Consider the following 19,688-nt stretch of genomic DNA (forward strand, 5'->3'; position numbering starts at 1 on the left):
ATCAGATTTCCGGTCGCGATCTAGGCGACAATGATGGCCATGGCTTCACGACGGCGGACCGCGATCGTGATGTTGTCGACGCGGACGGCGATCGGATCGCGCCCGACCAGGCCCTCGTGCAGGACCTCGACCCGGGCGCCCTCGACGAAGCCGAGCTCGATCAGCCGGCTCTCGAGCTCGATGTCCGAGAGCGCCGAGCCCGCATCCCCTGCGGAAAGGTGTTGGATGACGCCGATATAGCCGCGCTGGGCCAGGCCCAGCGGCATCCGCGAACGCGTGTCATTGGTGTCGGTCATGCCCTGTATTTTCAATGCAGGGCATTGAGGTCAAGCGCGCGGGTCGGCTGAAACTGCACCTTAGAGTGATTTTAAAGTGCAGAACCGGGAGGCGCCGTTGGACGACGCCCAACGGCTACTGGGCCGGGACCTTTTCCGGCTGAATCGCAGCCATGGCACGGCTCTTGAAGTAGTCGAGGACGAACAGGCGGATCGCCGAGGACAGATTGCCCTGCTGGCGGTTGCCGTCGATCTCGCCGACCAGCTCGGACAGCGTCATGTTGCGCAGGCCCGAGATCTCCTTCATGCCGTTCCAGAACGCCTCTTCCAGGCTGACGCTGGTCTTGTGGCCGGCAACCACGATCGACCGTTTCACCACGGGCGACTTCATGACTGATCCTCGCGATCGATCTGATGCTGGTCCAGATGCGCCCTCGCCTTGTCCGCGCGCCTCTCCTCCGCCGACCGCTCCGCCTTCGTGCGGCCGAACTTCGCCCGGTTGACGTCCGCCTGCTTCGCCGTGGCTTCCCGCTCGGCGCGCTTCCTGAAACGATTCAGGTTGATGACGTTCCCCATGCCGCGTCTCCATCATCCGCTCCTCTTCAGGCTGGATGAAACATTCAGAAACTGGGTGCCGTGTTGCGCCCTATGAGACTTGATCGCCATTCGCTCGTCCTCGTCAATTGGCCCCTTGGGCCATCAAACGATGAATTAGCCCCGTCAAAGGGCAGAGAGGCCTGCGTAGCACGCCGCCTCGCCACAACATTGACGGTAATCAAATCCCGGCCCTTAGGCCTTATATTTATGAGCCCCAGGGCACCGTATCATTACGGATGACTATCGGAATTCGGAATTCATCCAGGCCGCGTCATTTTCTCCGGCTGCACCAGCCGGTCGAACTCGTCGGCCGAGACGAAGCCGAGCCGCAGCGCCTCCTCCTTCAGGGTGGTGCCGTTGGCATGCGCGGTCTTCGCCACCTTGGCGGCGTTGTCGTAGCCGATCTTCGGGGCGAGCGCGGTCACCAGCATCAGCGAGCGCTGCATCAGCTCCCTGATGCGCTTTTCGTCGGCGCGGATGCCGCTGACGCAATGTTCGGTAAAGGAGCGCGCGGCGTCCGCCATCAGCCGGATCGAGTGCAGCATGTTGTAGGCGAGCACGGGCTTGTAGACGTTGAGCTCGAAATGGCCCTGGCTGCCGGCGACTGTGATCGCTGTGTGATTGCCGAACACCTGGCAGCACACCATCGTCATCGCCTCGCACTGCGTCGGGTTGACCTTGCCGGGCATGATCGAGGAGCCCGGCTCGTTCTCCGGCAGGATCAGCTCGCCGAGGCCCGAGCGCGGGCCCGATCCGAGCAGGCGGATGTCGTTGGCGATCTTGAACAGGCCCGTCGCGACGGAATTGATGGCGCCATGCGCCAGCACATAGGCGTCGTTCGAGGCCAGCGCCTCGAATTTGTTGGCGGCGCTGGTGAAGGGCAGCTTCGTAATCCCGGTAACGTGCTTTGCGAACAGTCTTGCGAAGCGCGGCTTGGAGTTGAGGCCGGTGCCGACGGCGGTGCCGCCCTGGGCCAGCGGATAGAGGTCCTTCACCGCGACCTTGAGGCGGGCGATGCCGCTTTCGACCTGCGCGGCGTAGCCGGAAAATTCCTGGCCGAGCGTCAGTGGCGTGGCGTCCTGGGTGTGTGTCCGCCCGATCTTGACGATTTTTGCGAACTCCTTCTCCTTCTTGCGGAGCGCGCGCAGCAGCTCGCCGAGGGCAGGGACGAGATCGGCATTGATGCGGCTTGCGGCCGCGATGTGCATCGCGGTCGGGAACGAGTCGTTCGACGACTGGCTCATGTTGACGTGATCGTTGGGATGCACCGGCTTCTTGGCGCCGAGCTCGCCGCCGAGCAGCTCATTGGCGCGGTTGGCGATGACCTCGTTGAGGTTCATGTTGCTCTGCGTGCCCGAGCCGGTCTGCCACACGACAAGCGGGAAATGATCGTCCAGCTTGCCCTGGATCACCTCGCGCGCGGCGCGGATGATGGCGTTGGCCCGGCGCTGGTCGAGCAGGCCGAGCGCGAGGTTGGATTGTGCGGCGGCGAGCTTGACGATGCCGAGCGCATGCACGAGTTCGATCGGCATGCGGTCGATGCCGATGCGGAAGTTCTGGCGCGAGCGTTCGGTCTGCGCCCCCCAATAGCGATCGGCGGGGACCTCGATGGGGCCGAAACTGTCGGTCTCGGTGCGGCTGGCGGGGCGAGCGGTCTTCGAGCGAGCAGTCTTCGAGCGAGCAGTCTTGGCCATGAGCACATCCATTCTGCGGCGCGGAATGCCGCGCAGCCTCTTCAGGTGCTCTTCTATATCGGCAGTTTGGCCGGGCGCGACCGTTTCGGGTCCAACCTAGATCATTTCTTGCGGAAACGATCGAGCCGCACCACCTCGGCGCCGCCCTGGTTCGGGGCGGTTGGCTCCTCGGCGCTTTCCGCCGGCTCACTGGCAGACGCGGGCACCGCGACGGCCGACGGCGCGGGAGCGGCCGGCAATGTCTCGGGCGACACCTCGGCGACATCGGAGGTGTCGAACTGGAGGCCGAACTTCACGGACGGATCGAGGAAGCTCTTGATCGCGCTGAACGGCACGATCAGCCGCTCTGGAATTCCGCCGAAGGACAGGCCGACCTCGAAACGGTCCTCGAGCACGGTCAGATCCCAGAACTGGTGCTGGAGGATGATCGTCATCTCTTCCGGATATTGCGCCAGGAGCCGCGACGACAGCTTCACGCCCTCGGCCTTCGACACGAAGGTGATGAAGAAATGGTGCTCGCCCGGCAGTCCATGGGACGCGGCATCGGTCAGCACCTTCCGCAGCACGCCGCGCAGCGCGTCGCGGGCCAGCACATCGTATCGGATATGATCGGTCGCCATGGTGGTCCTGTTGCATTCCAGGAGCTGGGCCCTGCCGGCCCGACTCGCCAAGCCGCAATAGTACCGCGCCTGACGGGTCAGCAGGAGTCCTGCCGGGAAGGAAATAAGAGGTAAGTGGAGGCTTCTGTTGCCAGGTGCCTCCGAACCCCGCCTAACGGAGCTTAACCCGTTAGGACTTTAAGATGGTCTTTCAAACTGCGTTACGCAGCCTGAGCAACCGGAGCAAAGTTGTCGTTGGCAACTATTGCAGTAGCCCGATAACGGCGGAACAATACCGGGAAAAAGCACGCCCTTTACGCCCTCGTCGATCCTATTTCGCCCCCGCCAAAACCCGCTCTGGGTGCGCCCGCTGGTGGGCTTTGGTGGAGGCGCCGGGTACCGCCCCCGGGTCCGAATGGTTTATTGCGACGACCGTTTATTTCCATAGCCGGCGAACCGGCACCCCCAATATAGGGGGCAAAGGTTTCAAATGACAGGTGTTTCGAGCGGCGATCCCGCGGTTTCCCTTTGGATAGGTTCCGGGCGGGCCTCGTATGATCTTGGCCCTGGGACGGCCAGCGTTCTAAGCTCCTGACATGTCCACGGATTCAGCACCGGCCGCCCAAGAGCCGGATCAAGAGCCAGATCAAGAGCCGGACCATCCAGCCGTGCACGCGCCTCCGCCCGGCCTCGTCGCGCTGTTCCTGGCCTTCGCCCGGATGTCGCTGGCCGGCTTCGGCGGGGTTCTGGTGTTCGCCCGCCACGCCATCGTCGATCAGCACCGCTGGATGACGGCGGACGAGTTCAACGAGACCTTTGCGCTCTGCCATTTCCTGCCCGGGCCCAACATCGTCAACCTGTCGATGGTGTTCGGGTCGCGGCTGCGCGGCATCGCCGGCGGCGTTGCCGCCTTTACCGGGCTGTTGCTGCCGCCGACGGTGATCATGACCGTCCTTGCGATCATCTACGCCCGGTTCGGCGACGTAGAGGTGCTGCGCCGGATTCTCGCGGGCATCTCCTGTGCGGCGGTCGGGCTGCTGATCGCGGTGGTCTTCCGCATGATGATGCCATTGCTCAAGCGGATGGACGCCGTCGTGCTCATTCTCATGCTCGGCGTGTTCGTTGCGATCGGCGTGCTTCGCCTGCCGCTCCAGGCGGTGCTGCTGGTTGCGATTCCCGTCAGTATCGGCGTCACATATTGGGTGCGGCGGAAGGTAGCAGCATGAACAGCGAAAACCCGATCTGGGCGCTGATCTCCACCTTTGGTCTAATGTCGCTGTTCGCAGTCGGCGGCGCTGCGGCGGCGGTGCCGGAGATGCACCGCATCGCGGTCGACGTGCATCACTGGATGACCGAGAAGCAGTTCGCCGACGCCTATGCGATCGCGCAACTCTCGCCAGGTCCGAACGTGCTTATCGTCACGTTAATCGGCTATGCCGTCGCCGGCATCCCCGGCGCGCTGGCGGCAACGCTGGCGATGTGCCTGCCGACGGCGCTGCTTGCCTATTATGTCAGCCGTCTGCTGAGCCGGCCCAGCCAATCGCGCTGGCCCACCTTGATTCAGACTGCACTGGTTCCGCTGTCGATTGGATTGATGGCAGCCAGCGCCCTGATCCTGGCCCAGTCGACCGATCGCACCTTTGCTGCGCTGCTTCTGACCGCGGCGGTTGCAGTGCTCGCATTCGTCTCGCGCATCAATCCACTCTGGCTTCTGCTCGCCGGAGGCCTGTTTGGTTTTGCTGGCATTGTGTAATGAAAATCGCTAGGCAGTGATCCGGGCGGGGGATCCTTTTCCAGCCGATTAGAACAACAGTGCTCGTGGCTTAGGAGTCGCGGAGGAGACAAGCATGGCCGACACGATGGGCCACTCGGCGACTGCCACCCGAAACACCTCGGTGGCGCTCGGCTTTTGCCTGCTGGCGATAGCGCCGCAGATTTTCGAATTCATCTGGTCGATCGGGACGATCTTCGGCTGGGGTGCCGGGCGCGGCCCACTGCAGGTCGTAACCAGCCATGCAACGGCGCTGCTCGCCGGCGCGCCCAGTGCCATATTCGGATCGTTCGGCGGCGGCACCAAGAAGGCGTCATCCGAGGTGCTGCTGGCGCTGATCTATTCCTATCCGCTGTTTGCGGTGGCGATCCTCACGCTGTTCATGACGATCCGGTCGGCGCAGGACTATGTCGGCGGCGTCATCCTGATGGCGCTCGCCCTGTTCGCGCTGTGGGCGTCGAGCGATCTGCAGGGCATGCGCGGCTTCTCCTTCGGCGCCGGCACGGCACCGCGGATGTTCGGTGGATTGCTGGTGGCCTTGTCGGCCGGCATCGCCTTGACCGGCCTTCTGGCCAATGGGCCGGCGATGGCCCATTATTCCTGGCGCGGGCCTCTGTTCGTGATGGCCGCGATCCTGTTTTTCGCGCTGGCGATCCGGCCGCTCGGCCTCGTGGTCACGGCCTTCGTGAGCTTCATGATTGCAGCGCTGGGCTCGCATGAGACGCGCTGGCTGGAGGCCGCCATCGTCGGCGCCTGCCTGACGCTCGGCTGCGCAATCCTGTTCCCGTACGTGCTCGGGTTGCCGATGCCGATGTTCCCGCGTTTCCTGGTTCAGTGAGGGTGTAATGGAGCTCTTTGCCAACCTCGCTCACGGTTTTGCCGTCGCGTTCTCTCCGATCAACCTGCTGATGTGCCTGATCGGCGCGCTCGTGGGCACGCTGGTCGGCGTGTTGCCGGGCATCGGCACCATCGCAACGGTCGCGATGCTGCTGCCGATCACTTTCGGCCTGCCGCCGGTCGGCGCGCTGATCATGCTCGCCGGCATCTATTATGGCGCCCAGTATGGCGGCTCGACCACGTCGATCCTGGTCAACATACCCGGTGAGGCGACATCGGTCGTCACCGCCATCGACGGCCACCAGATGGCCAAGCAGGGCCGCGCCGGCCCGGCACTGGCGATCGCCGCGATCGGATCGTTCTTCGCCGGCTGCGTGGCGACTGTTTTGATCGCCGTCCTCGGTGCGCCGCTCACGAAGCTCGCGCTGGCGTTCGGCCCGGCCGAGTATTTCTCGCTGATGGTGCTCGGCCTGATCTTCGCGGTGGTGCTGGCCAAGGGCTCGGTGCTGAAGGCGATCGCGATGATCGTGTTCGGCCTGCTGCTGTCGATGGTCGGCTCGGACATCGAGACCGGCGCCTCGCGCATGGCCTTCAACATTCCGGAGCTCGCCGACGGCCTCGGCTTCGCGACGGTGGCGATGGGTGTCTTCGGCTTCGCCGAGATCATCCGCAACCTCGACGCCGGTGCCGAGATGAATCGCGATCTGGTGCAGCAGAAGATCACCGGCCTGATGCCGACCAGGAAAGACCTGGCCGACTCGACGCCTGCGATCCTGCGCGGCACCGTGCTCGGCTCGATCCTCGGCATTCTGCCGGGCGGCGGCGCGGTCATCGCGTCGTTTGCCGCCTATACGCTCGAGAAGAAGCTCGCCAAGAACCCGTCGCGGTTCGGCCGCGGCGCGATCGAGGGCGTGGCGGGACCGGAAAGCGCCAACAACGCTGCAGCGCAGACCTCGTTCATTCCGTTGCTGACGCTCGGCATCCCGCCGAACGCGGTGATGGCGCTGATGGTCGGCGCGATGACCATCCACGGCATCGTGCCGGGTCCGCAGGTCATGCAGAAGCAGCCGGATCTGGTCTGGGGCATGATCGCCTCGATGTGGATCGGCAATCTGATGCTGATCATCATCAACCTGCCGCTCGTCGGAATCTGGGTGCGGCTGCTGCGCGTGCCTTACCGGCTGATGTTCCCCTCGATCGTGATCTTCTGCGCGATCGGCATCTACTCGGTGAACAACGCACCGGTCGACGTCATCCTCGCTGGCATCTTCGGTCTGGTCGGCTACTGGCTGATCAAGCACGATTTCGAGCCGGCGCCGCTGCTGCTCGGCATGGTGCTCGGACCGCTGATGGAAGAGAACCTGCGTCGTGCGCTTCTGATCTCGCGCGGCGACTGGAGCGTGTTCCTGACGCGTCCGTTGTCGGCGGTGCTGCTGGCGATCGCGGCGTTTCTGCTGATCCTCACGGTCCTGCCCGTGCTGCGCGCCAAGCGCGACGAGGTGTTCACCGAATCCGAGAACTGACCGCGCCTGCGTCGTCGCGGTGCCCTGCGTCCGCACGCCGCATTCGGAAGTCGAATCGACTTGTGTGACCGCTTCGTGAAATGAAAATGCCGGCCCTGTGGCCGGCATTTTTGTTTTACGTCCGAGGGGATCGAGATGACTTCCATTCGCGCGCTCGCAGGCGCATGTGCCGCGGCGTTCGCATCATTGTGCGGCCTTGTCGCACCGGCGGAGGCGCAGACCTATCCGACTCGCAGCATCACCATGATCGTGCCGTTCGCGGCCGGCGGACCGACCGACGTGATTTCGCGCATCGTCACCGGGCACATGGCGCAGACGCTCGGACAGAGCATCATCATCGAGAACGTGGTCGGCGCTGGCGGCACCACCGCGACCACGCGCGCTGCGCGCGCGGCCAATGACGGCTATACGCTCATTACCGGGCATATGGGTACGCATGCCGCCTCCGTGCCGCTCTATCCGAAACTCGCCTACCACCCGGAAAAGGATTTTGAGCCGGTCGCGCTGCTCGCGGGCACGCCGATCCTGATCCTGGCGCGCAAGGACTTTCCGCCGAAAGACCTCAAGGAGTTCGTCGCCTACGTGAAAGCGAATGCCGAGAAGGTCAACGCCGCGCATGCCGGCGTCGGCTCGGTCTCGCACGTCTCCTGCGAGCTCCTGCACTCGATCCTCGACGTCAAGCCGGTCGGCGTGCCCTTCAACGGCACGGGCCCCGCGATGAATGCGCTGGTGGCCGGACAGGTCGATTACATGTGCGACCAGATCGTCAACGCGGTGCCGCAGATCAATGCGGGCACCATCAAGGCCTATGCGATCGCGACGGCCGAGCGCAATCCGTCGCTGCCGAACGTGCCGACCACGGCGGAGGCCGGCCTGCCTGCATTCCAGGCCCAGGCCTGGAATGCGATGTTCGCGCCGAAGGGAACTTCGCCCGCGATCATCGCGAGCCTGAATGCCGCCGCCATCAAGGCGCTCGACGACGAGACCGTGAAGAAGCGCCTGCTCGAGCTCGGCAGCGTCATTCCGGGCCCCAAGGACCGGACGCCGGAGGCGCTGGCGACCCTCGTCAAGAACGAGATCGCGAAGTGGACCCCGGTGCTCAAGCCGGCAACTTAACCAGCACTTTCAAGCCGATAGGCGAGGGGCGGGACGTAAGTTCCGCCCCTTGTTGTTTGCGCCGGGAGCAGTCACTTTTCGGGGTATAATGCACTTAAACAGCGAATCGCTGCTGTCGTAGCGCGGGGCGCGCCGTTAAGTTCGCCGCCTCCCCAAAGGCTCAATGGCACATGCACCAGTATCAGGACCTGCTCGAGCGGATTCTTTCAGACGGCGCCGAGAAGACCGACCGGACCGGCACCGGCACGCTGTCGGTGTTCGGCCATCAGATGCGCTTCAACCTGTCTGCCGGCTTCCCGATGCTGACCACCAAGCGGCTGCCGCTGAAGGCGATCGTGCATGAGCTGTTGTGGTTCCTGAAGGGCGACACCAACATCAAATATCTGCGCGACAACGGCGTCACCATCTGGGACGAGTGGGCCGATGCCAATGGCGATCTCGGGCCGGTCTACGGCCATCAATGGCGTTCCTGGCCCACGGCCGACGGGCGCAGCATCGACCAGATCGCCAATGTCATCGACATGATCAAGCGCACCCCGGATTCTCGCCGGCTGATCGTCACCGCCTGGAATCCCGCCGACGTCGAGAAGATGGCGCTGCCGCCCTGCCACCTGCTGTTCCAGTTCTATGTCGCCAACGGCAAATTGTCGTGCCAGCTCTATCAGCGCTCGGCCGACGTGTTCCTCGGCGTGCCCTTCAACATCGCGTCCTACGCGCTGCTCACGATGATGGTGGCGCAGGTCACGGGATTGAAGCCCGGCGACTTCGTGCATTCGCTCGGCGACACCCATCTCTATTCCAATCACCTGGAGCAGGCGCGGCTCCAGCTCACGCGTGCGCCCCGCGCGCTGCCGGTGATGCGGATCAATCCCGATGTGAAGGACATCTTCTCCTTCCGCTACGAGGATTTCGAGCTCGTCGGCTACGATCCGCATCCGCACATCAAGGCGGAAGTCGCGGTCTAGCGCTGATGTCGTTGACCATCCGCCGCGTGCGCGCCGGTGAAGCCGGGCTCGTTCTTGCCTTCATCCGCGAGCTTGCCGAATACGAGAAGCTTTCGCACGAAGTCGAGGCGACCGAGGCGATGATTGCGGAAGCGCTGTTCGGCGAGCGTCCGCAGCTCTATTGCGCCATTGCCGAGTGGAACGGCGAGCCCGTCGGCTTTGCGGTCTGGTTCGCCAATTTCTCCACTTTCAGCGGCCGTCACGGCATCTATCTCGAAGATCTCTATGTGCGGCCGTCGCATCGGGGCAAGGGCCTCGGCAAGGCGCTGCTGGTCTATCTCGCCAGGGAGTGCGTCGACAAGGGCTGGTCGCGGCTGCAATGGGCGGTGCTCGACTGGAACGCGCCGTCGATCGCGTTCTACAAATCGCTCGGCGCCGTCATGATGGACGACTGGACGCTGTGCCGCGTCACCGGCCCGGCACTGACACGACTTGCCGGGAGTGCGTCCTGATGGAGATCGTCTTCGTCGTCGCGATCGCGGAGAACGGCGTCATCGGCGCAGGCAATGCGATGCCGTGGCGAATGAAATCCGACATGGCGCGCTTCAAGGCGCTTACCATCGGCAAGCCCGTGATCATGGGTCGCAAGACCTTCGAGACCCTGCGCCGCCCGCTGCCGAACCGCACCAATATCGTCATCACGCGCGATGCGGATTATCGCGCCAACGGCGCCATCGTCACGACATCGGCTGCCGATGCGGGCGCGGTTGCGCTTGGCGATGCCCTGCGGCGTTCGGTCGCCGAGATCGCGGTGATCGGCGGCGCCGAGATCTATCGGCAATGGCTCGATCGCGCCGATCGCCTCGAAATCACCGAAGTCCATGCGCGTCCCGAAGGCGACACGCATTTCGACATCGACAAGGCAGAGTGGGATGAGGTTGGGCGCATCCGTCATCCTGCCGGACCCGACGACAGCGCCGACTACTCCTATGTGACATATCGTCGGCGGACGGGCCGTTAACCGCATTCACCAATGTTTACATTGACTTTTTCGTGCCCGAGCATAGCTCGAAAGACAGCCCGGGCCGCGTTGTAAGGGACTTGCCTGTCCCCTATAAAGCCGGACCGGACAAAGCGGGCGGGGGCAATTTCACCCTGCCGAGGAGAGCGTCGAATGCCGTGGAAGAATCAGGGCGGTGGCCCATGGGGCTCGGGTCCGAAGGGACCGTGGGGCAACGGCCCGCAACCGGTCGGGCCAAGGCCGCCGGATCTGGAAGACCTTCTGCGGCGCGGCCAGGACCGCCTCCAGCAGATCATGCCGGGCGGCTATTTCTCCGGCATCGGCATCACGCTGATCATCCTGCTCATCATCGCGTTCTGGCTGCTGTCGGGCTTCTTCCGGGTGCAATCCGAAGAGCTCGGCGTCGTGCTGCGCTTCGGCAAGCATGTCCGCACCGTGCAGCCGGGTCTGAACTATCATCTGCCCTATCCGATCGAAACCGTGCTGCTGCCGAAGGCGTTGCGCGTCAACACGATCTCGATCGGCATGACGCTGATCGACGATCCGGCGCGACGCGGCCGCTCCATTCGTGACGTGCCGGAAGAGAGCCTGATGCTGACCGGCGACGAGAATATCGTCGACGTCGACTTCACCGTGCTCTGGCGCATCAAGCCGGATGGCGTCGGCGACTTCCTCTTCAACATCCAGAATCCCGAAGGCACCGTGAAGGCGGTCTCCGAGAGCGCGATGCGCGAGGTGATCGGCCGTTCGCAGATCCAGCCGATCCTGACCGGTGCGCGCAACGTCACCGAGCAGAGCGTGCAGGAGTTGATCCAGAGGACCCTGGACAGCTACGGCGCCGGTATTCTCATCAGCCAGGTGCAGATGCAGAAGGTCGATCCGCCGGCGCAGGTGATCGACGCGTTCCGCGACGTCCAGGCGGCGCGCGCCAATCTCGAGCAGTTGCAGAACGAGGCGCAGACCTACGCCAACCAGGTCGTGCCGCAGGCCCGCGGACGTGCGGCGCAGATCATGCAGGCCGCCGAAGGCTACAGGGAGCAGACGGTCGCCGAGGCCAAGGGCCAGAGCTCCCGCTTCCTGAAGGTTTACGAAGAATACAAGAAGGCGCCCGACGTGACGCGTGAACGGATCTATCTGGAGACGATGGAGCGCGTGCTCGGCGGCGCCGACAAGCTCGTCTATGACGGCGGCCCCTCGGGCCAGGGCGTCGTGCCCTTTCTGCCGCTCAATGAGTTGACGACCAAGCGGCCGCCTACCACCGGTCAGCAGTCGAGCGGAGGCAACCGATGAGGTCTCCGGTCACAGGTATCGTCGCGCTGCTCGCCCTCCTGCTCGTCGTGATCGTCGGCTACATGTCGCTGTTCACGGTGCAACAGACCGAGCAGACCATCGTGCTGCAGTTCGGCCGTCCCGTCGACGTCGTCACCGCGCCCGGCCTGCACTTCAAGGCGCCGTGGAATTCGGTGATCAACATCGACAAGCGGATCCTCGATCTGGAGAACCCGTCGCAGGAAGCGATCGCGTCCGACCAGAAGCGGCTCGTGGTCGACGCCTTCGCGCGTTACCGCATCAAGGACGCGTTGCGCTTCTACCAGAGCGTCGGCTCGATCCAGGCCGCCAACATCCAGCTCACCACGCTCCTGAACGCGGCGCTGCGCCGCGTGCTCGGCGAGGTCACCTTCATCAACGTGGTGCGCGACGACCGCGAGAAGCTGATGCAGCGCATCCGCGACCAGCTCGATCGCGAGGCCGACGGCTACGGTATCCAGGTCGTCGACGTCCGGATCCGCCGTGCCGACCTGCCGGAGCAGAACAGCCAGGCGGTCTACCTGCGCATGAAGACGGAGCGCGAGCGCGAAGCCGCCGAGTTCCGTGCTCAAGGCGGCCAGAAGGCACAGGAGATCCGGTCCAAGGCCGACCGCGAGGCGACCGTGATCGAGGCGGAAGCCAAATCGCAGGCCGAGCAGATCCGCGGCGTCGGCGACGCCGAGCGCAACCGCCTGTTCGCGGAAGCCTACGGCAAGGACGCCGACTTCTTCGCCTTCTACCGGTCGATGACGGCCTACGAGAACGGGCTGCGCGCCAACGACACCCGCTTCCTGCTGCGGCCGGACTCGGATTTCTTCCGGTTCTTTGGTAACCCGTCCGGCAAGACGGCGACCGAGACGCCGGCGAAGCCGTGAGCTAGACAGAGGGCGGCAGTTCTGCCGCCCTTCGTCCAGACAAGAACAGCACAACGGGAGGTTCCATTCCGATGAGGTCCATTGCGTTCGCCGACTTCCTCATCGGCTTAGGCATCCTGTTCGTGCTGGAAGGCTTGATGTTCGCGGCAAGTCCCAACTGGATGCGCAAGGCCATGAAAAGCGCCATCGCCACGCCGGACAATATCCTGCGGGCGGTTGGGATTGGTTCGGCCGTGGCCGGCCTGGTCCTGATCTGGGTTATGCGCCGTTCGATTTAGCCGTCACGCCAACGCCAAAGTGAAGGCGAGAGACTGGTTTTCGCCGTATTATCCGGGTCTTGAGGCCCGTTAAGCTCCGCGCTTGCGCCGTCCCCCCGTTCCAGCGCAGTGTTGGAGGCGAATCCTTGGCGCCTGATCCTTTTCTCTGGAGATACCAATGACCGCTGCCACCATTGCCCCGACCCGCTTGCGCATAGGGCTGGCCGCGCTCGCCGTCAGTGCATTCAGCGCGTTCGGCACGCCGGCCCTTGCGCGCGGCCCGGACGGGATCGCCGACGTCGCCGAGAAGGTGATCGACGCGGTCGTCAACATCTCGACCTCACAGACCGTCGAAGCCAAGGGCGGCGGCAGCAGCACCATGCCGCAACTGCCGCCCGGCTCGCCCTTCGAGGAGTTCTTCGACGACTTCTTCAAGAACCGCCGCGGCCCCGGCGGCAGCAAGGGCGGCGAGCGCGGTGACAATCCGCCTCGCAAGACCAACTCGCTCGGCTCCGGCTTCATCATCGACACCACTGGCGTCGTCGTCACCAACAACCACGTCATCGCGGACGCCGACGAGATCAACGTCATCCTCAACGATGGCACCAAGATCAGGGCCGACCTGGTTGGCGTCGACAAGAAGACCGACCTCGCCGTGCTGAAGTTCAAGCCGCCGAAGCCGCTGGTCGCCGTAAAGTTCGGCGACTCCGACAAGCTGCGCCTCGGCGACTGGGTGATCGCGATCGGCAATCCGTTCAGCCTCGGCGGCACGGTGACGGCCGGTATCGTCTCGGCCAAGAACCGCGACATCTCCTCGGGACCGTATGACAGCTATATCCAGACCGACGCCTCCATCAACCGCGGCAATTCCGGCGGTCCGCTGTTCAACCTCGATGGCGACGTCATCGGCGTCAACACGCTGATCATCTCGCCCTCCGGAGGCTCGATCGGGATCGGCTTTGCCGTGCCCTCGAAGACGGTTGTCGCCGTGGTCGACCAGCTCCGCCAGTTCGGCGAACTGCGCCGCGGCTGGCTCGGCGTGCGCATCCAGAGCGTCACCGACGAGATCGCCGAGAGCCTGAACATCAAGCCCGCGCGCGGCGCGCTGGTCGCCGGCGTCGATGACAAGGGCCCGGCCAAGCCCGCCGGCATCGAACCCGGCGACGTCGTCGTCAAGTTCGATGGCAAGGACGTCAAGGATCCCAAGGATCTCTCCCGCGTCGTCGCCGACACGGCGGTCGGCAAGGAAGTCGATGTCGTCATCATCCGCAAGGGCCAGGAGGAGACCAAGAAGGTCACGCTCGGCCGTCTCCAGGATCCCGACAAGGTGCAGGCCGCGGTGAAGACCGACGAGCCGGCGCCCGAGAAGCCGGTGACGCAGAAGGCGCTCGGTCTCGATCTTGCCGCGCTCAGCAAGGATTTGCGCACGCGCTACAAGATCAAGGACAGCGTCAAGGGCGTGGTCGTGACCAATGTCGACGCCAATTCGGACGCTGCCGAGAAGCGCCTCTCCGCCGGCGACGTCATCGTCGAGGTTGCGCAGGAGGCCGTCTCCAGCGGCGCCGACATCCAGAAGCGGGTCGACCAGCTCAAGAAGGACGGTAAGAAGTCCGTGCTGCTGCTCGTCTCCAACGCCGACGGCGAATTGCGGTTCGTGGCGCTGAGCGTGCAGTAAGGGGCTCTCGGAGACACATCCTCACTGTCATCACCCGCGAAAGCGGGTGATTCAGTATTCCAGAGACAGTGCGAGGATACGGAGACGCCGCGGCGTCCTGGATGCCCCGCCCCCGTGCGCAATTGCGCACTAGGCGGGGCATGACGGTGGAGAGGAAGCTAAGCCTCCACGAACTCGTCCCGCCGATACCCCTGCGCGTAGAGCAGCGCGGTGAGATCGCCATGGTCGATCCGCGCGGCAGCCGCAGCCGCGACCGCCGGCTTGGCGTGATACGCCACACCCAGCCCCGCCGCCTGGATCATCGCGAGATCGTTGGCGCCATCGCCGACCACGACCGAGTCGATGTCGTCGAGATCGAACGACTCCATCAGATCCACCAGCGTCGCAAGCTTTGCCGCGCGGCCCAAAATCGGCTCCTTGACCTCGCCGGTGAACTTGCCGTCGCGGACGACGAGTTCGTTGGCGCGGTTCTCCTGGAAGCCGATTTTGGCGGCGATCGCGCTCGTGAACAGCGTGAAGCCGCCGGAGACGAGACAGGTATAGGCGCCGTTGGCGCGCATGGTCGCGACCAGTTCGCGGCCGCCCGGCGTCAACGTGATGCGCTTGGCCAGCACCTCGTCGACCACGGCGGCGGGAAGGTCCTTCAGCAGCGCGACGCGCTCGCGAAGCGCCGGCTCGAACTCGATCTCGCCGCGCATCGCGCGTTCCGTGATCGCCGCCACGTGGGCCTTCATCCCGACGAGATCGGCGAGCTCGTCGATGCATTCCTGGCCGATCATGGTGGAATCCATGTCGGCGAGAAAAAGCTTCTTGCGCCGGAAGCCGACTGGCTGCACCACGATGTCGATGGGAAGGTCGCCGCGAAGCTCGCGCAACCGCTGTTCGATGGCGTGGCGGTCGCCTTGGAGGTTATCCTGCGCGCCGAAGGGAATGTCGACAGCAACCCCGTCGAACAGCCAGTGCGCAGGTTGCGCTTGGGGCAGCACGGCGCGGGCACCGTCGACGATGGTGCTGTCGAGCGCGGGATTGTCGGGATTGCAGATCAGCGTGGCGACGAGGGACATTTGAGGTTTTCGTGAGCGAGGGGCAAGTCAGCAGAGGACATGTTGGCAAGGCCGTGCTTATCGCAGGCCCGACCGCCAGCGGCAAGTCGGCGCTGGCGCTCGAGCTTGCCCTGAGTACGGGCGGAATCGTCATCAATGCCGATTCCATGCAGGTCTATCGCGACCTCCGCATCATCACCGCGCGCCCCACACATGGCGAGGAAGGACGCGCGCCGCACCGTCTCTACGGCCACGTCGATGCGGCCGTGAATTTCTCGGCCGGCGCCTGGGTGGTCGACGCGACGAAGGCGCTGGAAGAGGCGAAAACCGAAGGCCGCCTGCCGATCTTCATCGGCGGCACGGGCCTTTATTTCAAGGCGCTGACGGCGGGGCTCTCCGTGGTGCCGCCGATTCCCGCCGAAATACGTGAGGGTGTGCGCGCGCGGCTGGAGCGGAACGGCGTCGAGGCGCTGCATGAGGAACTTGCACGCCGTGATCCGCGCGCCGCCGGACGATTGAACCTGCGCGACCGCACCCGGATCGCGCGCGCACTCGAAGTGGTCGAAGCGACGGGCCGTTCGCTGCTCGACTGGCACCATGAAGGCCAGCCGCCGCTGCTGCCCAAGGACAGTTTTCACGCGGTGTTTCTCGCCCCCGAGCGCGATGAACTCTATGCCCGCATCGATGCCCGTTTCGATGCCATGCTCGGTGCCGGCGCGTTGAGGGAGGTGGAGCGGCTCGCCGCCAGGCATCTCGATCCGCTGCTGCCGGCGATGAAAGCCCATGGCGTGCCGGCCCTGATCCGGCATCTGCGCGGCGAGCTCGGCCTGGACGAGGCCGCCACGATCGGTCGCGCCGACACCCGCCACTACGCCAAGCGGCAGTTCACCTGGTTCCGGCACCAATTGCCCGAATTCGAATGGGTCAAGCCCGAGGAGGCGAGGGGGTGGCTCGCCGCCATCGTGAGCGCGGAGCGGGATGAGGGGTGAGGGCCTCGCTCCATCGTCATTCCAGCGCGACGCGAAACATCGGCCCTGGAATGACGAGCGGGGGTGCTGACGCGCTTTTGTACCCGGGTTCCCGAATTTACCTCTCGCCGAACCACGGGAACACCGCTACACTGCTAAAATCGCGCGGGAACGGCCGCATTGCCTTGACATCGGGGCTTTGACCGTTATGTTTCGCGCAACCTTTGGGAAGCCGGGCGCCTGCCATGCGTAACATTATTACCAAACTCCTTATCGCCGTCGTACCCAGGCACACCGCCGGGGTGGCTAGCTGCCATCCACATGACAGGCGGTGTGCAGGGTCCCTCTTCGGGGCCTTTTTTATTTCCCGAACCCGACACGAACGAAGCCGCTGACAACAGCGCATCCGGAGCAAGACAATGAGCGACAAGAGCCACGATCCGAACCAGATGACCGGCGCCGCGATGATCGTCCGTGCGCTCATCGATCATGGCGTGACCGACATTTTCGGCTATCCCGGCGGCGCCGTGCTTCCGATCTATGACGAGATCTTCCAGCAGAGCGAGGTCCAGCACATCCTGGTCCGCCACGAGCAGGGCGCGGGCCACGCCGCCGAGGGCTATGCGCGCTCGACCGGCAAGCCGGGCGTCGCGCTGGTGACCTCCGGACCCGGCGCCACCAACATGGTGACGCCGCTGACCGACGCGCTGATGGACTCGATTCCGCTGGTCTGCATCTCCGGCCAGGTGCCGACGCATCTGATCGGCAACGACGCGTTCCAGGAGTGCGACACGGTCGGCATCACCCGGCCCTGCACCAAGCACAATTGGCTGGTGCGCGACGTCAACGATCTCGCCAAGGTGCTGCACGAGGCCTTCTATGTCGCGACCTCCGGCCGTCCCGGCCCGGTGCTCGTCGACGTGCCCAAGGACGTGCAGTTCGCGACCGGCACCTATCATCCGCCGCGCAAGTCGGATGTGCACCGCTCCTACGCACCGCGCGTGAAGGGCGACGCGACGCAGATCCGCAAGGCCGTGTCGCTGCTCGCCAACGCCAAGCGCCCGGTGATCTACAGCGGTGGCGGCGTCATCAATTCCGGCCCCGAGGCGACCAAGCTCCTGCGCGAGCTGGTCGAGGTCACCGGCTTCCCGATCACCTCCACGCTGATGGGCCTGGGTGCCTATCCGGCGTCGGGCAAGAACTGGCTCGGCATGCTCGGCATGCACGGCACCTACGAAGCCAACATGACGATGCATGATTGCGACGTCATGCTGTGCGTCGGCGCGCGCTTCGACGACCGGATCACCGGCCGCGTCGATGCGTTCTCGCCGGGCTCGAAGAAGATCCACATCGACATCGATCCGTCCTCGATCAACAAGAACATCCGTGTCGACGTGCCGATCATCGGCGACTGCGGCAACATCCTCGGCGACATCCTCCAGGTGTTCAAGGCGGAAGCGAAGAAGCCCGACATCAAGGCCTGGTGGCAGCAGATCGCGCAGTGGCGCGCCCGCAACTCGCTCTATTACAAGAAGAGCAACGACGTGATCCTACCGCAACACGCGATCCAGAGCCTGTTCGAGGCGACGCGCGGCAAGGACACTTACATCACGACGGAAGTCGGCCAGCACCAGATGTGGGCGGCGCAGTTCTTCGGCTTCGAGGAGCCGCATCGCTGGATGACGTCGGGCGGTCTCGGCACCATGGGCTACGGCCTGCCGGCCGCGATCGGCGTGCAGGTTGCCCATCCCGACAGCCTCGTCATCGACATCGCGGGCGATGCCTCGGTGCAGATGACGATGCAGGAGATGTCGACCGCGGTTCAGTACGAATTGCCGATCAAGATCTTCATCCTGAACAACCAGTACATGGGCATGGTGCGGCAATGGCAGCAGCTGCTGCACGGCAACCGGCTGTCGCATTCCTATTCGGAGGCGTTGCCGGATTTCGTCAAGCTCGCGGAAGCCTATGGCGGGGTCGGCATCCAGGTGCACAAGCCCTCTGATCTCGACGGCGCCATCCAGGAGATGATCTCGGTCAAGCGTCCGGTGCTGTTCGACTGCCGCGTCGCGGCGCTCGAAAACTGCTTCCCGATGATCCCCTCCGGCAAGGCGCACAACGAGATGCTGTTGCCTGAGCAGGCGAACGACGAAGCCACCGCAAAGGCGTTCGCCGGCGGCAAGGCGCTGGTGTGACGTCATGTTCGACCTGACGGAGCTCGAGCGCGCACATGCGATCGTGGGGCAGGCGGTGCCGGCGACGCCGGCACGCGGCTGGCCGCTGCTCGCCGAGCGCCTCGGGACGCAGGTCATCGTCAAGCACGAGAACCACACGCCGATCGGCGCCTTCAAGGTGCGCGGCGGTCTCGTCTATCTCGAAAGGCTGAAGCGCGAGCGGCCGAACATTCCGGGCATCATCTCGGCGACGCGCGGCAATCACGGCCAGAGCCTGGCCTTTGCCGCGAGCCGCCACGGCGTGCCGGCGGTGATCTACGTGCCGCGCGGCAATTCGGTCGAGAAGAACCGGGCGATGAAGGCGTTTGGCGCGGAACTCGTCGAACATGGCGAGGACTTTCAGGCGGCCGCCGAAGAGGCGCAGCGGCGCGCCCAATTTACCGGCCTGCACATGGTGCCGTCGTTTCATCCGGATCTCGTGCTCGGCGTCGCCACCTATGCGCTCGAACTGTTCCGGACGGCGCCGGATCTCGATGTTCTCTATGTGCCGATCGGGCAGGGCTCTGGAATCTCCGGCTGCATCATGGCCCGCGACCTGCTTGGCCTGAAGACCGAGATCGTCGGCGTGCAGTCCACCGAAGCGCCGTCCTACGCGCTGTCGTTCGCGGCCGGCAAGGTCGTGACGACGAAGACCAGCAACACGCTGGCCGACGGCATGGCGACGCGCATTCCCGACGCAGACGCGTTCGCGCTGATCCGCAAGGGTGCCGCGCGCATCGTGCAGGTTTCCGACGACGAGGTCGCGGCCGCGATCCGCGCCTACTGGACCGACACGCACAATCTCGCTGAAGGCGCCGGCGCCGCCGCGCTCGCCGCGGCGCTTCAGGAAAAGACCAAGCTGTCAGGCAAGCGCGTCGGTCTCGTGCTGTCCGGCGGCAATATCGATTTCGATCTGTTCAAGCAATGGGTGGTCGCGTGATGACGCGAGCGATCGCCAAATACACCGCTGTC

The 19,688-nt window shown here is 64.6% G+C and carries 21 protein-coding genes and 1 other RNA gene; 15 read left to right on the forward strand and 7 right to left on the reverse strand.

Annotated features, from left to right (window positions below):
* Nucleotides 1-20: 20 nt before the first annotated feature.
* From BJ6T_RS14065 to ssrA, 6 genes are all read right to left on the reverse strand, one after another.
* Nucleotides 21-296: a FeoA family protein gene (locus BJ6T_RS14065; protein WP_014493043.1), complete on the reverse strand. Its 276-nt coding sequence runs from the start codon at nucleotides 294-296 to the stop codon at nucleotides 21-23.
* A 115-nt stretch (nucleotides 297-411) separates the two neighbouring features.
* Nucleotides 412-666, reverse strand: coding sequence for a ribbon-helix-helix domain-containing protein (locus BJ6T_RS14070; protein WP_014493044.1), 255 nt, complete (start codon nucleotides 664-666; stop codon nucleotides 412-414).
* The gene (locus BJ6T_RS14075) at nucleotides 663-851 is read right to left on the reverse strand and encodes a DUF4169 family protein (protein WP_014493045.1); all 189 of its coding nucleotides are present in this window, start codon (nucleotides 849-851) and stop codon (nucleotides 663-665) included. The genes BJ6T_RS14070 and BJ6T_RS14075 overlap by 4 nt, the downstream gene beginning before the upstream one ends.
* 278 nt (nucleotides 852-1,129) lie before the next feature.
* On the reverse strand, nucleotides 1,130-2,578 hold the full coding sequence (gene fumC, locus BJ6T_RS14080; protein WP_028170666.1) for a class II fumarate hydratase: 1,449 nt from the start codon (nucleotides 2,576-2,578) through the stop codon (nucleotides 1,130-1,132).
* An 89-nt stretch (nucleotides 2,579-2,667) separates the two neighbouring features.
* Nucleotides 2,668-3,186, reverse strand: a complete 519-nt coding sequence (locus tag BJ6T_RS14085; RefSeq protein ID WP_014493047.1) for an SspB family protein — start codon at nucleotides 3,184-3,186, stop codon at nucleotides 2,668-2,670.
* 113 nt (nucleotides 3,187-3,299) lie between these two features.
* Nucleotides 3,300-3,665, reverse strand: a transfer-messenger RNA (tmRNA) gene (ssrA, locus tag BJ6T_RS42825).
* A gap of 96 nt (nucleotides 3,666-3,761) precedes the next feature.
* Between ssrA and BJ6T_RS14090 the strand changes: the two genes are divergently transcribed.
* The 12 genes from BJ6T_RS14090 (at nucleotide 3,762) to BJ6T_RS14145 (ending at nucleotide 14,492) form a co-directional block, all read left to right on the forward strand.
* Nucleotides 3,762-4,391, forward strand: coding sequence for a chromate transporter (locus BJ6T_RS14090; RefSeq protein ID WP_028170667.1), 630 nt, complete (start codon nucleotides 3,762-3,764; stop codon nucleotides 4,389-4,391).
* Complete coding sequence (locus BJ6T_RS14095) at nucleotides 4,388-4,918, forward strand: chromate transporter (protein WP_014493049.1); 531 nt, start codon at nucleotides 4,388-4,390, stop codon at nucleotides 4,916-4,918. Before BJ6T_RS14090 ends, BJ6T_RS14095 begins: the two co-directional genes overlap by 4 nt.
* A gap of 94 nt (nucleotides 4,919-5,012) precedes the next feature.
* The gene (locus BJ6T_RS14100; RefSeq protein ID WP_014493050.1) at nucleotides 5,013-5,774 is read left to right on the forward strand and encodes a tripartite tricarboxylate transporter TctB family protein; all 762 of its coding nucleotides are present in this window, start codon (nucleotides 5,013-5,015) and stop codon (nucleotides 5,772-5,774) included.
* A 7-nt stretch (nucleotides 5,775-5,781) separates the two neighbouring features.
* On the forward strand, nucleotides 5,782-7,296 hold the full coding sequence (locus BJ6T_RS14105) for a tripartite tricarboxylate transporter permease (protein WP_014493051.1): 1,515 nt from the start codon (nucleotides 5,782-5,784) through the stop codon (nucleotides 7,294-7,296).
* Nucleotides 7,297-7,431: 135 nt separating this feature from the next.
* Nucleotides 7,432-8,412 carry a tripartite tricarboxylate transporter substrate binding protein BugD gene (locus tag BJ6T_RS14110; protein WP_014493052.1) on the forward strand — a complete coding sequence of 327 codons (981 nt, stop codon included), beginning with the start codon at nucleotides 7,432-7,434 and terminating at the stop codon, nucleotides 8,410-8,412.
* A gap of 170 nt (nucleotides 8,413-8,582) precedes the next feature.
* The gene (locus tag BJ6T_RS14115; protein WP_014493053.1) at nucleotides 8,583-9,377 is read left to right on the forward strand and encodes a thymidylate synthase; all 795 of its coding nucleotides are present in this window, start codon (nucleotides 8,583-8,585) and stop codon (nucleotides 9,375-9,377) included.
* Between the two features lie 5 nt (nucleotides 9,378-9,382).
* Entirely contained in the window at nucleotides 9,383-9,868 is a 486-nt protein-coding gene (locus BJ6T_RS14120) for a GNAT family N-acetyltransferase (protein ID WP_014493054.1), read from the forward strand.
* The gene (locus BJ6T_RS14125; RefSeq protein ID WP_014493055.1) at nucleotides 9,868-10,377 is read left to right on the forward strand and encodes a dihydrofolate reductase; all 510 of its coding nucleotides are present in this window, start codon (nucleotides 9,868-9,870) and stop codon (nucleotides 10,375-10,377) included. Before BJ6T_RS14120 ends, BJ6T_RS14125 begins: the two co-directional genes overlap by 1 nt.
* Nucleotides 10,378-10,530: 153 nt before the next feature.
* Nucleotides 10,531-11,667 carry an FtsH protease activity modulator HflK gene (gene hflK, locus BJ6T_RS14130; RefSeq protein ID WP_014493056.1) on the forward strand — a complete coding sequence of 379 codons (1,137 nt, stop codon included), beginning with the start codon at nucleotides 10,531-10,533 and terminating at the stop codon, nucleotides 11,665-11,667.
* Complete coding sequence (hflC, locus tag BJ6T_RS14135) at nucleotides 11,664-12,560, forward strand: protease modulator HflC (RefSeq protein WP_014493057.1); 897 nt, start codon at nucleotides 11,664-11,666, stop codon at nucleotides 12,558-12,560. The genes hflK and hflC overlap by 4 nt, the downstream gene beginning before the upstream one ends.
* A 71-nt stretch (nucleotides 12,561-12,631) precedes the next feature.
* Nucleotides 12,632-12,838 carry a DUF2065 domain-containing protein gene (locus BJ6T_RS14140; protein WP_014493058.1) on the forward strand — a complete coding sequence of 69 codons (207 nt, stop codon included), beginning with the start codon at nucleotides 12,632-12,634 and terminating at the stop codon, nucleotides 12,836-12,838.
* Nucleotides 12,839-12,995: 157 nt separating this feature from the next.
* Nucleotides 12,996-14,492: a Do family serine endopeptidase gene (locus tag BJ6T_RS14145; protein ID WP_014493059.1), complete on the forward strand. Its 1,497-nt coding sequence runs from the start codon at nucleotides 12,996-12,998 to the stop codon at nucleotides 14,490-14,492.
* 158 nt (nucleotides 14,493-14,650) lie between these two features.
* Here the strand turns inward: BJ6T_RS14145 and serB are convergent, their stop codons facing one another.
* Nucleotides 14,651-15,556 (reverse strand): phosphoserine phosphatase SerB, encoded by a 906-nt coding sequence (gene serB, locus BJ6T_RS14150; protein WP_014493060.1) that lies wholly within the window; start codon nucleotides 15,554-15,556, stop codon nucleotides 14,651-14,653.
* Nucleotides 15,557-15,567: 11 nt separating this feature from the next.
* On the opposite strand from serB, the gene miaA reads away from it, so the two are divergent.
* From miaA to BJ6T_RS14165, 3 genes are all read left to right on the forward strand, one after another.
* Nucleotides 15,568-16,524 carry a tRNA (adenosine(37)-N6)-dimethylallyltransferase MiaA gene (gene miaA, locus BJ6T_RS14155; RefSeq protein ID WP_028170668.1) on the forward strand — a complete coding sequence of 319 codons (957 nt, stop codon included), beginning with the start codon at nucleotides 15,568-15,570 and terminating at the stop codon, nucleotides 16,522-16,524.
* A gap of 398 nt (nucleotides 16,525-16,922) precedes the next feature.
* Nucleotides 16,923-18,698: an acetolactate synthase 3 large subunit gene (locus BJ6T_RS14160; protein ID WP_014493062.1), complete on the forward strand. Its 1,776-nt coding sequence runs from the start codon at nucleotides 16,923-16,925 to the stop codon at nucleotides 18,696-18,698.
* Between the two features lie 4 nt (nucleotides 18,699-18,702).
* On the forward strand, nucleotides 18,703-19,656 hold the full coding sequence (locus tag BJ6T_RS14165) for a threonine dehydratase (protein ID WP_014493063.1): 954 nt from the start codon (nucleotides 18,703-18,705) through the stop codon (nucleotides 19,654-19,656).
* The last annotated feature ends 32 nt before the right edge of the window (nucleotides 19,657-19,688 follow it).

Source organism: Bradyrhizobium japonicum USDA 6 (assembly GCF_000284375.1).
Taxonomy (GTDB): Bacteria; Pseudomonadota; Alphaproteobacteria; order Rhizobiales; family Xanthobacteraceae; genus Bradyrhizobium; species Bradyrhizobium japonicum.

Bases quoted from the DNA above. Each gene is read 5' to 3' on its own strand.
- BJ6T_RS14145 (WP_014493059.1), top strand. From the start codon at position 12,996: ATGACCGCTGCCACCATTGCCCCGACCCGCTTGCGCATAGGGCTGGCC.
- hflC (WP_014493057.1), top strand. From the start codon at position 11,664: ATGAGGTCTCCGGTCACAGGTATCGTCGCGCTGCTCGCCCTCCTGCTC.
- BJ6T_RS14065 (WP_014493043.1), bottom strand. From the start codon at position 296: ATGACCGACACCAATGACACGCGTTCGCGGATGCCGCTGGGCCTGGCC.
- BJ6T_RS14075 (WP_014493045.1), bottom strand. From the start codon at position 851: ATGGGGAACGTCATCAACCTGAATCGTTTCAGGAAGCGCGCCGAGCGG.
- BJ6T_RS14110 (WP_014493052.1), top strand. From the start codon at position 7,432: ATGACTTCCATTCGCGCGCTCGCAGGCGCATGTGCCGCGGCGTTCGCA.
- BJ6T_RS14160 (WP_014493062.1), top strand. From the start codon at position 16,923: ATGAGCGACAAGAGCCACGATCCGAACCAGATGACCGGCGCCGCGATG.
- hflK (WP_014493056.1), top strand. From the start codon at position 10,531: ATGCCGTGGAAGAATCAGGGCGGTGGCCCATGGGGCTCGGGTCCGAAG.
- BJ6T_RS14070 (WP_014493044.1), bottom strand. From the start codon at position 666: ATGAAGTCGCCCGTGGTGAAACGGTCGATCGTGGTTGCCGGCCACAAG.
- fumC (WP_028170666.1), bottom strand. From the start codon at position 2,578: ATGGATGTGCTCATGGCCAAGACTGCTCGCTCGAAGACTGCTCGCTCG.
- BJ6T_RS14140 (WP_014493058.1), top strand. From the start codon at position 12,632: ATGAGGTCCATTGCGTTCGCCGACTTCCTCATCGGCTTAGGCATCCTG.
- BJ6T_RS14115 (WP_014493053.1), top strand. From the start codon at position 8,583: ATGCACCAGTATCAGGACCTGCTCGAGCGGATTCTTTCAGACGGCGCC.
- BJ6T_RS14165 (WP_014493063.1), top strand. From the start codon at position 18,703: ATGTTCGACCTGACGGAGCTCGAGCGCGCACATGCGATCGTGGGGCAG.
- BJ6T_RS14090 (WP_028170667.1), top strand. From the start codon at position 3,762: ATGTCCACGGATTCAGCACCGGCCGCCCAAGAGCCGGATCAAGAGCCA.
- BJ6T_RS14120 (WP_014493054.1), top strand. From the start codon at position 9,383: ATGTCGTTGACCATCCGCCGCGTGCGCGCCGGTGAAGCCGGGCTCGTT.
- BJ6T_RS14105 (WP_014493051.1), top strand. From the start codon at position 5,782: ATGGAGCTCTTTGCCAACCTCGCTCACGGTTTTGCCGTCGCGTTCTCT.
- BJ6T_RS14095 (WP_014493049.1), top strand. From the start codon at position 4,388: ATGAACAGCGAAAACCCGATCTGGGCGCTGATCTCCACCTTTGGTCTA.
- serB (WP_014493060.1), bottom strand. From the start codon at position 15,556: ATGTCCCTCGTCGCCACGCTGATCTGCAATCCCGACAATCCCGCGCTC.
- BJ6T_RS14085 (WP_014493047.1), bottom strand. From the start codon at position 3,186: ATGGCGACCGATCATATCCGATACGATGTGCTGGCCCGCGACGCGCTG.
- BJ6T_RS14125 (WP_014493055.1), top strand. From the start codon at position 9,868: ATGGAGATCGTCTTCGTCGTCGCGATCGCGGAGAACGGCGTCATCGGC.
- BJ6T_RS14100 (WP_014493050.1), top strand. From the start codon at position 5,013: ATGGCCGACACGATGGGCCACTCGGCGACTGCCACCCGAAACACCTCG.